Source organism: Microbispora sp. GKU 823 (assembly GCF_002027145.1).
In the GTDB taxonomy this organism is placed as follows: domain Bacteria; phylum Actinomycetota; class Actinomycetes; order Streptosporangiales; family Streptosporangiaceae; genus Microbispora; species Microbispora siamensis.
Map to the genome: position 1 here is coordinate 1 of NZ_MWJN01000035.1, position 13,134 is coordinate 13,134.

Sequence of the window (13,134 nt, forward strand, 5' to 3'; positions counted from 1 at the left end):
ACGCCGGACCTGCTCAAGGAGTCGCGGCGGCTGTCCGACGAACTGGACGTGCCGCGTGCGAGCCGCCCACGATGTCGTCGTCGCCCTGGTCGCCCTCGACCCAGTCGACGCCGGGGCCGCCCTCGGCATAGTCGTCGCCCGCCTGGCCGCGGAGCCGGTCGGCGCCGCCCTGGCCGAAGATCGCGTCGTTGCCCGCGCCGCCGTCGGCGACGTCCGCGCCGGATCCGCCCGCCAGCGGCTCCACCCGATGGGTGTGGAGCCGGCCGGGCCGTACGGCGACGGGGGTGGCCGTGCCGGACGTGCTCAGGACGGCGTTGTCACCCGCGATCACGTCGGGTCCGTCACCGCCGAACAGGGTGTCGCCCGCGTCGGGATGCGGCCCGGAGCCGCCGCCGGCGAGTTCGTCCTCCCCGGCCTCGCCGAAGATTCGGTCGGCGCCGTTGCCTCCCTCCAAGTGGTCGTCACCGGCGTCGCCGTGCACCTCGTCGGCTCCGATCCCGCCGAAGGCGGTGTCGGCGTCGGCCCCACCGTGAATCACGTCGGGCCCTCCGGCCTCCTCCGGCGTCCCGTCCAGGTCGAAGGAGCCGGTGGCGTCTCCGTTGTCACCCACGAGGCGGTCGGCTCCGGCGTCGCCGTAGAGCGTGTCGCCCGCGTCGGCCTTGCCCGCCGTGCGGCTGCCGCCGACGAGCAGGTCGTCGCCGAGGCCGCCGAACGCGGTGTCCTCGCCGGCCTCGCCCGCGACCACGTCGTCCTGGGCTCCGCCGTACAGGGTGTCGTCGCCGCTGCCGCCGGTGACCTCGTCGGCTCCGTCGTCGCCGTAGGCGGTGTCGTCGCCGGAGCCGCCGCTGACGTCGTCGTCGCCCGCTCCGCCGTACAGGACGTCGTCGCCCTTCTCGCCGCAGACGCGGTCCTGACCGCCGCCTGCCTCGACCCGGTCGGCGCCCCCGCCGGCGGAGACGGTCTCCTCGCCGCTGCCGCCGAGGACGAGGTCACGGCCGTCGCCGTCCCCGTCGACCTCTGCGCACGGTTCCTCCCGGACCCTGTCGCCGAAGATCGTGGCACCGCCGTCGCCGCCCACGATGTGGTCGTCGCCGTCGCCGCCTGCCAGCAGCTTGGCCGAGGGCTCCACGCCCAAGGGCAGCGGCAGGTGCCGCACTCGTCTGGCCGGGCCGAACTCGTCGCGGCCCTGCGCCTCGCTCACGTCGGACGGCTCGGCGATCACCCAGTCGTCGCCGGGGCCGCCGAAGATCTCGTCCTTGCCGTGGCCGCCCGCGAGGACGTCCTCGCCGCCGCCGCCGAGGATCCGTACGGTCTCGCCGGGGCGGGAGTGCCCGGCGACCAGGTCGGACGGCCTGGCTGCCGTACACCGTGTCGGCGCCCGCGCCGGTGTCGACGTAGTTCGGTCCCGAGTCGGCCGGGCCTGAGGCGTCGGGCCCGAACTCCTCACGCGGCCCGGTGTGGATCTCGTCGGCGGCCGAACCGCCGGTGAGGATGTCGCCGCCGGGCCCGCCGACCAGCAGGCTCGGCTGGGCGCGGTAGCGGGGCGAGGGGTCGGTAGCGGCGAGCGGGTTGTCGGAGGCGACGCCGATGGTGTCGTTCCCGCCGTTGCCCCACAGCCGGTTCCGGCCGAGTCCGGCGGCGATCCGGTCGTCGCCGTCGCCCGGGCCGTCGTCCGGCGCGCCGGGCAGGCCGTCGGCCGTCCAGTCGGCCACCTCCACCGTGCCGACCTTCCGGACGGCCGGGGTGAGGCGGCCGTCACCGGCCACCCAGCCGCCCGCGCCGCCCACGGTCAGGTAATCGTCGCCGGGGCCCCCGGCCACGATCGGAGCCGGCCCGCCCTGCTCGTCGTAGGAGTCGGCGCTGTTGATCTGGTCGTCGCCCTTGCCGCCGTCGATCACGTTCCTCCCGGCGCCGGCGAGGATCATGTCGTCGCCGTCGCCGCCGAAGGCGACGATCTTCCGGTCGAACGGGAACGGCGCGCCCGAGGCGTCGGCGTATCCCTGGAAGACGAGCTTGAGGCCGCCCTTCGCGCCGCGGCCGTCGGCCAGCACCCGGTCGAGGCCCGCCGTGTGGTGCTCCTCCCGCACGCCGAGGGCGTTGACCACGAAGCCCTCGTCGCCGGGGAGCTGGCTGACCGTCCACTGCTCGGCGTCGTCGCTCGGCTTGGCCGTGCTGCCGCCCCTGGCCGCGCGCATCGGGCCGATGTGCAGCACCAGCGCGTCGCCGCTGACCGTGGCGAGCTTGGGCGGGGCCTCGTCACACTTCGGTCTGGCCGAGAAGTCGAGCAGCGTGGCCTCGACGATCGTCCAGTCGAACCGCTTCTTGAAGATCGAGATGCCGATCTCCACCCACGCCTTGAGATAGACCTTGAGCTTGCCGTCCATCGTGAACAGGCACAACGGGTTGCGCAGCAGGACGCCCGCGAACTCGAAGAACCTGAACTTGCCGTCGTTGGTGGGGTCGGCCCACAGCAGCGAGATGCCCAGGGCGATCCCTCCGCTCACGCCTGCCTTGACGAGCAGCAGGTCGACCCCGGCTCCCGCTTCCAGCGTTCCGTACAGCGTGATCGCCGGCAGGGGACGGCCGCTCTCGTCGGTGGTCTTGAGATACAGGCTGTCGAGGATCTGGAGGTCTGCCTTGCCCTGCTCGATGGCCTTGCGGATGCCGTAGGTGTCGAAGCCCGCCCTGATCCGCGCCTCGACCCCGGCGGTGCCGGAGATGACCACCATGATGGGCGGCGGCGCGTAGACCGGGCCGAACGACTGGCTGTAGGTGAAGCCCAGGCGCAGCGGGCCGGAGTCGTACGCGACAAGCTCGACGTCCTTGCCCATCAGCAGGCTGAAAATCGACCGTCCGGCGTTGTCCAGCACCGGGAAGCTGAAGCCGGCCTTCGCGGAGTGCTGCATGGGCCCCTGCTCGGCCTCGGCCCCGGCCTTCGCGGCCTTGCCCTTGTCGCACGTCCTGGCGCCCTGGTCGAGCGCCGCGAACAGGTCGTCCGTCGTGGGTGACACGTCCGCGATCAGGGAGTCCGCCACGTCCGGCGAGTTCTCCGTGGTGAGCGCCCTGTCGCCGGCCACGGTGAAGCTTCCGATCGGGATGTGCAGCTCACCCCGGCAGTCGGGCAGCGAGGTGACCAGCTTGGTGATCTCGATCATCCGCTCGATGAACTGGGTCGTGCTGTTGCCGCCCAGGGTGTTGAACTTCTTGGCGATCGTCATCAGGTTCACGTCACCGCCGCCCGCGGCCCGGCTGAGGTCCGAGAGCACCGGAATGGGCGCGTACAGCTGGTCGACGACGGGCCTCACCGGGTCGGTGACCCGCTTGACCTGGGTCACCACCGGCCCCAGGACCGTACGGAAGAAGTCGCCGGCCTCCAGGTTCACGTCGGTGAAGGCGATGGACAGGTTCGCCGGGTCGGGAGAGCCGCCCTTGGTGAGGTCCCAGCCCAGGTGGAAGTCGCCGAACAGCCCCGGCAGCATCGGCGATCCGGGCGTCACGGTGAAGCGCCAGTCGACGGCCACGTCGGCGTGCAGCGACGTCTCCACCAGGTCGGAGGCGTCGGTGAGCTGCGCCAGGCCGATCCGGCCGACCGGCTTGAGCCCGACGGTGAACGTGCCGGCGAACAGGTCGGGAGACTGCGGCGAGCGGTTCTTCACCGTGACGTCGAGGATGGACAGCTTGGCGTTCATCTCCTCGGGCAGCGACACGTTCACGCCCACGCTTGCGCGTGGCCGCTTGTCGGGCGTGGCGTCGATGTAGAAGCCGTTGGTCCGGTCCAGGCCCACGGTCACTTCCACGTGCCAGCCGATCTCGGCCCGCAAACCCTTGCCCGGGCCCTGACGCAGCGCGAGACCGGGGACGCCGATGTCCAACTGCCGCTCCAGGGCCGCGCAGCCCTCGACACAGCCCTTCTGCGGGTCCACGGTGCCCTTGCCGATGCTCATCGTGAACTTCACGCCGGTCAGCTCGGTGCCCTTGGCGGCGTCGCACGCGGTGGGGTCCGCGGGCTCCGGCGCCTGCACACACGTGATCACCGGTTGCACGCCGGGGCCGACCTTGGGGGCCAGCTCGGCGTTGTACCACTCGCGCAGGTCCTTGCCGGTGGGCACCCGGCCGCCGTTCGGCAGCTTGGCGATGGCCGCCTTGATCTCCTGGCGCTTGGCGCGACGAAGTCCGCACCCTGCTGCAGGTCGTCGCCGACCAGGGGCAGCCTGCCGCCGTAGGAGGCCGTGCGCATGCCGGTCTCCAGCGCGGTGAGGTAGCGGTCGATGCCGTCGCCCAGGTTGGACCAGTCGAGCTCCAGCCCCGCGGGCAGGGTGGAGAAGTCGAACTCGGGCACCTCCAGCCGCTCGATGTCGCCGGGCAGCTTCTTCGTCAGGTCGAACATGTCCGCGAGGGGAGCGGCCCTGGGCAGGCGCAGGACGAGCGCGTGCCTGCCGTCCGCCGTGATCGGGCTGCCGTTCACGTAGGCGGGCAGCACCGCGCACAGCGCCAGGTCGGTCTCGTCACGCCGGGGATCGCGGTCGCAGGTGACCGGTTCGGTCGTCTCGTTGAGCGACAGGTCGAGCCCGGCGAAGAAGTCGGCCGGCGGCACGGCCTCCCGCGACCCGCCGTCGTAACGGAGGTTCACGCCGTACGCGAGCCTGGCCTGCATCGGGTCGTCGTCCGCCTTGCCCACGGAGACGGGCAGCGGGCCGATGTTCGCCTTGATCGTGCCGTCGAGCCGGGCGCTCGCCTCCAGGTCGAGGCCGGAGTCGGTGTCGATGAGCAGGTCGCGGGCGAGATCGAAGTCGCGCTTGAGCGCCACCCGCACGCCCAGCCGGATCTGCCCGCCGACGGAGGCGTCGAGCGTGCCCGAACCGGAGGCGGCGACCAGACTGCTGTCGCCGAAGGAGAAGCGCAGCGGCTCCTTCAGCGCCGCCTTCTTGTCGTACGCGAGCGACAGGCGCAGCGCGCCGTCCTCGTACCCGATGCGGACCTGGCCGCCCAGCGCCTTGTTCAGCTCGGCCACCAGCGCCTGCACGGTGTCCGGCGGGGCCGCGGTCAGCCGGTCGATCGCGTCCCTGAGCGGCGAACGCAGCGCGTACGCCGTGCCCGGCTCGGGACGGGCCTCGCCGAACTTCGCGGTGAACACCATGGTGTGCTCGCCGCAGACGGCCTGGACGGTCATCACGCGTGTGCCGATCACGACGCCGCGCCCGATGTGCGTCTGGGCGAAGGTCCGGGAGGGGTCGGTGACGAAGCCGTTCTCGCTTCCGCAGGCGCCGTCGCCGTACACGACGCCGGGGCCCGAGCCCATCTCGTCCGCGGCGACGAGGTCGGACAGCGACCGGCCGAGGAGCGGCAGCTTGGTCGTCATCGCCGTGCCGACGGGGCCGCTGGGCTGGACGTGGTCGAGGTAGGTGGCCAGCGCGCCCAGCGACTTCACCAGCGCGCCGAACAGCGCCTGCGGGTTGTCGGGGTCGAAGGCGAAGTTCTTGACCTTGCCGATCTGGTCGAAGCCGCGGAAGACCAGGGTGTCCGGCGTGCGGATGTCCGGCATCTCCACGTCGCCGGTGACCTTGCCGCCGAAGAAGTCGGCCAGCCCGGGAACGCCGAAGGTCAGCCTGGCCCGGGCCGCGGCGTCCACCTGGGAGGTGAGGATGTCCGAGGGATTGTTCGCCAGACGCTCGAACAGCCGCGTCAGCGGCACGTCCCCGACGTCCTTGAGCCCGACCTTCACCACGTCGCCGCCGGACCTGCTGCTCATGGACAGATCGCCGGTGAGCCGTACGCCCAGGTAGCCGACGACGGCGTCCACGTTGACCGAGGTGAGGACCGACAGGCGCGCGCCGAACAGGTCACGGCCGGTACGCAGCATGATCCGGTCGGCGGGCCGGGGCAGCTCGGTGACCACGGTCGCGCTGCCGTCGGGGTTGATGTGCTTGTAGGGACACGCCTTCTGCTGGCCGTCCGGCCGGGTGGCGCACTCCTGGCCGGTGGCCGGGTCGCCGAGGTCGAGCACGACCGTGGCGGCGGCGTGGTAGCCGCGCATCACCCCGGCGACCGAGGTGGTCGCGTTGGCCTGGGCGAGGCCCGCGCGGGCCTTGAAGGTGTCGCCCAAGGTGACCTGGCCGATCATCGGGTCGGCGGCGGCGATCCGGTAGGCCGTCCCGGCCGCCGGCACGCCTCCGCGCCAGCCGTCGCCGGTCAGTGTCACGACGTCGGCGGTGTTGTCGGCCACCATGCCGGTCGACGTGCCCGCGGTGATCGTGCGGCCGGCGAACTCTCCGGGCGTCCACTTCTGGCCGGCGTGCTTCAGCGTCGTGGCCGTGTAGGTGACGCCGGCACCCGTGCCGCTGCTCACCTGTCCGGCGGGGTTGAGCGGCTCGGGCGCGGGGTTGACCGCTCGGTCGATCACAAGCGTGAAGGCGATCTTCTTGGTGGCGTCGTCGTAGCCCGCGTCGGCGACCTTGATGATCGCGCCGCCGGGCAGGCCGCGCGCCCTGCCGAGCGCGGCGAACATGTCCTGGATGGAGGTGAACGTGGGCTGACCGGTGTTCCGGTCCACGCTGTCGGCGACGAACTTGTCGATCGCCTCGGAGATGCGCACCGCGTCGGCCAGGGAACCCCGCATGAACGGCAGGTCAAGGTCGCCCTGGCCGCCCCAGCGGGCCCGCTGCACGGCGGTGATCGCACTCGACAGATGCGTCAGCCCGTCGAGCAGGTCCTTCGGCGTGAGCGTCTGGAAGCGGTTCAGCCGGTCCAGGTCGGGCTGGCCCACGCTCACCTGCGGCCCGCCCGCGGCGAGGTCGGGCCAGTTCACGTCGACGGTCGCGGTGGCCCCCTCGACCTGGGCTCCGGCGAACGGCTGCGCGGTGACCGCGAGCCTGGCGGTCGCCGAGCCCTTCCTGGAGAAGGTGAACAACCCGGCCGCGGCGCCGTCCGCGCCCAGCTCCCGCAGGTCGAGCCTGCCGTCGCCGTCCGGGTCGGAGGCGGTGCAGGTGAACGTGGAGGCGAAGGAGAGCGACGAGCCCGCCGACAGATCCACGCCGAGGATGCCGAAGGCGGCCGAGGGCTTGGCCCCCGCCGCCAGGTGCCCGTCCGCCTGCACCGTCACGACGGCGTCCTTGCCCAGCCAGGCGGTCTTGGTGGCGGGGTCGTAGGCGAAGGGCAGCTTCGCGCCGAGCTTCAGCGTGACGTCCACTCCCCCGGACGTCGCCAGTGAGACCTTGGGCTGCGCGCTGCTGACCGAGACCGGCCGGTCGGCGACCGTCCTGGTCACCTCCAGAGTCAGGTCGAGGTGCCTGACGCCACCCTGCGTGCTCGCCTTCGCCAGCAACCGGCCGGTACGCGGACCGGAGAGCGGATACTCGTCCTCCAGGCCGGACAGGCTGGTGAGGTTCTTGAGCTGGTCGTACACCGCGACGTCGAACAGATCGCCCAGGCCCAGGCCGTCCTCCCCGCCGGGCACCAGGCCGACGAGGGGGAGCTGCTCGCCCATCGGGCCGAGCGCCGCCATGCCCCTGCCGACAGCGGCGAAGCGCTCGACCGCGGACACGAGCGCGGTGGTCTCCTCATCCCGTTGCGCGTCCGCCGACGCGGCCTGCGGCAGGCCGGTGAGCAGACCCGCCATCATCCCCAGAACACACAGCGCGCTGATCAGTCGCCGCCTCGACACCGGACCCCCAAAACCGACGTGACATACCGACGGCCTGTTCTAGTGACGGCGACTTGCGATCAGGTTGGAGACGGCTTGGGAGATCCACACGAGCAGGTCCGGGCAGGAGGCCGGGCGTCCGGCGGCCGGGACAGGGTGCCCCTCCACGCGTCCCGCCTGGACGCGGAGGCGTGAGGCGACAGCCTGCGATTGCGGTCGGCGGCTGCGTCCACCTCGTTGTGATCACGGGCGGCGGCTTTACACTGTAGATCTGCGACGCCTGACGCCCGGCGTGCGACTTCCGGGCGGGGAAAGACCTGTCAGCCCTCCGGGGAGACCCGGGCGCTCAGGTCCTGCCAGACCTTGTCGACCTGGGCGTCCAGGTCGTCCAGGGAACCCTCGTTGCGGATCACGATGTCGGCGATCCTCAGCCGGTCCTCGCGGGAGGCCTGGGCGGCGATCCGGGCACGGGCGTCCGCCTCCGGCATGCCGCGGAACCGCAGCAGCCGCTCCAGCCGCACCTCGTCCGGCGTGTCCACGACGATCACCACGTCGTACAGGGCGGCCAGATTGTTCTCGGCCAGCAGCGGCACGTCGTAGACGACGACCGCGTCGTCCGGGGCCTCTCGCTGGAGTTGCTCGCTGCGCTCGCCCACCTTGGGGTGGACGATCCCGTTGAGGACCTTGAGCTTCTCGGCGTCGGCGAAGACGATCGCACCGAGCCGTTCCCGGTCGAGCGTGCCGTCGGGACGCAGCACGTCCTCGCCGAACGCCTCGACGATCTCCGCGAGCCCGGGGGTGCCCGGCTCCACGACCTCTCTGGCGATCTTGTCCGCGTCGACGACGACGGCGCCGCGGGCCGCGAGCCGGCGCGACACCTCGCTCTTGCCCGAACCTATACCGCCCGTGAGCCCAACCTTCAGCACGTGCCGCAGCCTATCGGGCAATCCAGGAGTGTCTGACAAAGGCTGCCCGTCGCGAGCGTGGACCCAGGTGGATGCATCGCAAGGCGGAGGAGGAGGCCATAGCGGAGCTATGGGCGACGACGAGAACGCGGCGAGGCGCCGCCTGGGCCACGCGCAGCAGGGCATGTTCTGTCAGACACGACCTAGGGCTCCCGGCGCAGGTGGACCAGCGTCAGGTGGTCCTGGACCCGTTCCCGCTGGGTCTCCCGGTAGCCGAGGCGCCGGTAGAGCCGCAGGTTCCCCTCCGACAGATGCCCCGTGAACAGGTCGAACGCCGCCGCCTCGGGTACGGCCTCGTGCATCGCGGCCAGCAGCCCGCTGCCGATTCCCTGCCCCTGCCGGTCGGGCGCGACCACGAGACGGCCCACAAGGCAGGTCGAGCCGGACATCTGGCCCCGGACCGCGCCGACCACCCGACCGCCGTCCGTCGCCTTCAGCACGACCCCCGTCTCGATCACTGTACGCACCTGGTCGAGCGACTCGACGAGCGGCGCGATGAACGGGTCGCCGTAGAGCTGTGCCTCGGTCACGTACGCGGCCCGCTGCAGGGTGAGGATCTCCCCCGCGTCCGCGGGCAGGGCCCTCGCGATCTCCACCACGAGGGCCACCCTATCGGCACAGCTGCCTCCGCCAGGGGCGGCCCGGCTCGCGGACGTGACTCGCCGCGGCCGGCCACCGCGTAGCCGGGGTCCCGCTCCGGCGAAGGCGTCCCCTGCACGCGAGCGACCGGGAAAAGAGGGACCGGGAAAAGGGGAAAGGCCCCGCCGAAGCGGGGCCTTTCGTGATGCCATGGAGGACTGGCCGTGACCTCCGGTCCAGAAGACCGGGTGTCAGCTCTGGCCGCCCGCCAGCTTCTCGCGCAGGGCGGCGAGGGCCTCGTCGGAGGCGAGGGCGCCACCAGCGGTCTGCGAGGAGCTGGTCTCGCCGCTGTAGGACGACGGAGCGGCCTCGCTGGCCGCCGCCTCCTCCTGGCGGGCCTTCTCGATCTGCGAGCGGTGCGCCTCGAAGCGGGCCTGGGCCTCGGCGTACTGCCGCTCCCACTCCTCACGCTGCTTGTCGAAGCCCTCGAGCCACTCGCCGGTCTCGGCGTCGAAGCCCTCGGGGTAGATGTAGTTGCCCTGCTCGTCGTAGGTCGCCGCCATGCCGTACAGCGTGGGGTCGAACTCGACCTCGGCACCGACACCCTCGTTGGCCTGCTTGAGGGACAGCGAGATGCGGCGGCGGTCCAGGTCGATGTCGATGATCTTCACGAAGATCTCGTCGCCGACCTGCACGACCTGCTCCGGAATCTCCACGTGGCGCTCGGCCAGCTCGGAGATGTGGACCAGGCCCTCGATGCCCTCCTCGACCCGGACGAAGGCACCGAACGGCACCAGCTTGGTGACGCGGCCGGGCACGACCTGGCCGATCTGGTGGGTCCGGGCGAACTGCTGCCACGGGTCCTCCTGCGTCGCCTTGAGCGACAGCGAGACCCGCTCGCGCTCCATGTCGACGTCGAGAACCTCGACCGTGACCTCCTGGCCCACCTCGACGACCTCGGACGGGTGGTCGATGTGCTTCCAGGACAGCTCGGACACGTGCACCAGGCCGTCGACGCCGCCGAGGTCCACGAACGCACCGAAGTTGACGATCGAGGACACGACGCCCTTGCGGACCTGGCCCTTCTGGAGGGTGTTGAGGAACGTCTGGCGAACCTCGGACTGCGTCTGCTCCAGCCAGGCACGGCGGGACAGGACCACGTTGTTGCGGTTCTTGTCCAGCTCGATGATCTTGGCCTCGAGCTCGCGCCCGACGTACGGCTGCAGGTCGCGGACGCGGCGCATCTCCACCAGGGAGGCGGGGAGGAAGCCGCGCAGACCGATGTCGAGGATCAGGCCACCCTTGACGACCTCGATGACCGTGCCGGTGACGATGCCGTCCTCGTCCTTGATCTTCTCGATCGTGCCCCAGGCGCGCTCGTACTGGGCGCGCTTCTTGGACAGGATGAGGCGGCCTTCCTTGTCCTCCTTCTGGAGAACCAGGGCCTCGACGTGCTCTCCGACCTCGACAACCTCGGCCGGGTCGACATCGTGCTTGATCGAGAGCTCGCGCGACGGGATAACGCCCTCGGTCTTGTAGCCAATGTCGAGCAAGACCTCGTCTCGATCGACCTTGACAACGGTGCCTTCAACGATGTCTCCGTCGTTGAAGTACTTGATGGTCTCGTCGATCGCGGCGAGGAAGGCCTCCTCGGAACCGATGTCGTTGACCGCTACCTGCGGGGTGCTCGAGGTGGCCTCAGTGCTGCTCGTCATGTGTGGAATTGCTCCGAACCGGACAGATGTCGTTGTGACAGAAGCGCGGCGGGCCGTTTTTCGTTCACCGGATGATGCTGCTTCCTGGTAGCCACCAGATGACCGAGCGCGAGCCCGCTCCGTCCGTGACGCGCGCGAGCCCACAGCGCAGCGATCAGCATATGAGACGGAGCGAGCTGGGTCAATCCGAGGCAACCAGACGAACGCCTAGTAGGTGATCACCGACTTCGCCCGCGCCGGTGAGAGCGTTGCCCGGAGTTTACGCGGCACCGACACTCGGGCCGGATCCCCATCCGACGTATAGCGCTCTCCTGGGTGTTTGTCGAGCCAGTCGAGCCAGTAGGTCGTGCACCAGCGCCGGCAGTCGCCGTGTTTTCCGTTGGACTGGATCCTGGGGATCGCGTATCGCGGAAAACTTTTCGCGTAGGGCGAAACCGTGGGCTGCGCCCCGGCCAGGAAGACGGCGTCGAAGTGGTAGCGGGTGCCGTCCCACGAGCCGTCGTGCGCCCTGCTCAGCTTCCGCGGCCGCGACCCGTACGGCAGCGCGAAGGTCGTGGAGGGCGGCGCGCCGATCTTCTTCAGCAGCCGCTCCTGCCGGACGATCTGCTCGCTGACCCGCTTGTTCGAGAGCCGCCGGAGATCGGGATGGGAGTAGGTGTGGTTGGCCACCTCGAAGCCGTGGTCGAGCAGCCACTTCACCGCCTGCCTCTGCCGCTCGCGGTCGCGCAGGCCGAAGGGGTCGCGGTTGACCCAGAAGGTGGCCGTGGGCCGGAAGTTCGGGTACTTCGCCGCGACCTCGTAGATGATGCCGACGGCCGTGTCGTTCCTCGGCATGCCGTTGTGGTCCACGGCGAAGTGGCTGGGATGGCCGTCGTCGAAGGTCAGGACGACGGGATGGGTGCCGGCCGGGATGTCGATCTTCCTGGCGGCCAGTTCGGCCGCGGTGATCGGCACGTAGCCGTCCTTGGCCAGGCGCTCCAGTTCCTTGCGAAGCTGGTCGGGCGTCCGGTCGATGGACGCCAGCCGCTTGGGCAGGATGCGGTGGTACATGATCACGGGCACCAGGCCGGCCTCGTTCGCCTTGACCTTCCTGGCCGACTCGGCGGTCGCCTTCGGCGGGGCCGCACTGGGCGTGCGCGACGGCGTCGGTGGCTGCGCCCGCACCTGCGACCGTTCCTCGCCAGTGGACCGGGGCAGCAGCACGAGCGCGACAAGACCGATCACGACAACGACGACATTGGCGATTGCAGTCATTCGGGCAAGGTTGCGCACAGTTATTTGACCTTACTGCCCGACGTGTCCGTATTCACATGTGTTGCAATTTTCCTGTGGACTGGAGCTTGCGTGCGTGCGGACGACACGGGCACGTCACCTACGCCCCCGACGAGGAGGCGCTGCGGAACCGGCTGCGCGCCGAGACCGCGCTGGGCGAGGCGTGGCGCTGCCTGCGCTGCGGCGACTTCGACCCTGGGCCCGCCGCGCGGCGCCGGACCGGCCGGCGACGCGCCCGTCGTGCTGCGCGGCCGGGCGCTGCGGGACGCCGCCGTGCTACGGCTGATCGCCGTCTTCCGCTGGGCCAAGGCCGTGCTCGTGATCGTCGGAGCGTACGGCGTGTGGCGGTTCCGGGCCCATCACGACGCCGTGCGGCGGGCGTTCGACCAGGACCTCCCGCTGGTCAGGCCGCTGGCCCACAAGCTCGGGTGGAACCTCGACCAGTCGGGCGTGGTGCACACGCTGCGGACCGCGCTGGGCGCGCGGACGACGACCCTCACCTGGATCTTCCTCGCCCTGCTCGCCCTCGCGGCCCTGCTGCTGACCGAGGGGGTCGGCCTGTGGCTGCTGAAGCGATGGGGCGAGTACTTCTCGGTGATCGTCACCTCGGCGTTCATCCCGGTGGAGATCTACGAGATCGCCGAGAAGGTGAGCCCGTTCCGGATCGTGATCCTCCTGATCAACATCGCGGCCGTGCTGTACATCGCGTTGAGCAAACGCCTGTTCGGGCTGCGCGGCGGGCGGCCGGCGTACGAGGCGGAGCGGCACGAGGCGAGCCTGCTGGAGGTCGAGCAGGCGGGCCTGGCCATGGCCGGGCGGGACCACGGGCCCACCCGGCGACCGGCCGCCCTTGACCCATCGCTCGCCGGACCGGCCCGGTTCGGCGAGCGCGGCCCCCCGGCGAGCCCCGGCACGGTCAGCCGGATCGGCGCGAGAAGGCGAGAGCCCGGGCGCATGCGCGGGC

Annotated in this window: 7 protein-coding genes and 3 pseudogenes; 1 reads left to right on the forward strand and 9 read right to left on the reverse strand. The window is 71.0% G+C overall.

What is annotated here, in order from left to right:
* Window positions 1-13 precede the first annotated feature (13 nt).
* From B1L11_RS51335 to B1L11_RS19680, 8 genes and pseudogenes are all read right to left on the reverse strand, one after another.
* Entirely contained in the window at window positions 14-1,129 is a 1,116-nt protein-coding gene (locus B1L11_RS51335) for a calcium-binding protein (RefSeq protein WP_372974702.1), read from the reverse strand.
* Between the two features lie 129 nt (window positions 1,130-1,258).
* Window positions 1,259-1,447 (reverse strand): annotated as a pseudogene (locus B1L11_RS54985) (hypothetical protein); the annotation flags it as partial.
* 148 nt (window positions 1,448-1,595) lie between these two features.
* Window positions 1,596-3,944 (reverse strand): annotated as a pseudogene (locus B1L11_RS46955) (hypothetical protein); the annotation flags it as partial.
* A gap of 86 nt (window positions 3,945-4,030) precedes the next feature.
* Window positions 4,031-7,618 carry a hypothetical protein gene (locus tag B1L11_RS19660; RefSeq protein WP_079315840.1) on the reverse strand — a complete coding sequence of 1,196 codons (3,588 nt, stop codon included), beginning with the start codon at window positions 7,616-7,618 and terminating at the stop codon, window positions 4,031-4,033.
* Window positions 7,619-7,959: 341 nt separating this feature from the next.
* The gene (gene coaE, locus B1L11_RS19665; RefSeq protein WP_079315841.1) at window positions 7,960-8,565 is read right to left on the reverse strand and encodes a dephospho-CoA kinase; all 606 of its coding nucleotides are present in this window, start codon (window positions 8,563-8,565) and stop codon (window positions 7,960-7,962) included.
* 182 nt (window positions 8,566-8,747) lie between these two features.
* A complete protein-coding gene (locus tag B1L11_RS19670) occupies window positions 8,748-9,203 on the reverse strand; it encodes a GNAT family N-acetyltransferase (protein WP_143737390.1) in 456 nt (151 codons plus the stop codon).
* Between the two features lie 231 nt (window positions 9,204-9,434).
* A complete protein-coding gene (rpsA, locus tag B1L11_RS19675) occupies window positions 9,435-10,898 on the reverse strand; it encodes a 30S ribosomal protein S1 (RefSeq protein ID WP_079315843.1) in 1,464 nt (487 codons plus the stop codon).
* 207 nt (window positions 10,899-11,105) lie between these two features.
* Entirely contained in the window at window positions 11,106-12,152 is a 1,047-nt protein-coding gene (locus tag B1L11_RS19680; RefSeq protein WP_079315844.1) for a polysaccharide deacetylase family protein, read from the reverse strand.
* 336 nt (window positions 12,153-12,488) lie between these two features.
* Here B1L11_RS19680 and B1L11_RS54990 point away from each other — a divergent pair.
* A pseudogene (locus B1L11_RS54990) lies at window positions 12,489-12,824 on the forward strand (DUF2127 domain-containing protein); the annotation flags it as partial.
* On the opposite strand, the gene B1L11_RS48415 reads toward B1L11_RS54990, so the two are convergent.
* The gene (locus tag B1L11_RS48415) at window positions 12,800-13,126 is read right to left on the reverse strand and encodes a hypothetical protein (RefSeq protein WP_218671204.1); all 327 of its coding nucleotides are present in this window, start codon (window positions 13,124-13,126) and stop codon (window positions 12,800-12,802) included. The pseudogene B1L11_RS54990 and the gene B1L11_RS48415 sit on opposite strands and share 25 nt — an antisense overlap.
* Window positions 13,127-13,134: the final 8 nt, after the last annotated feature.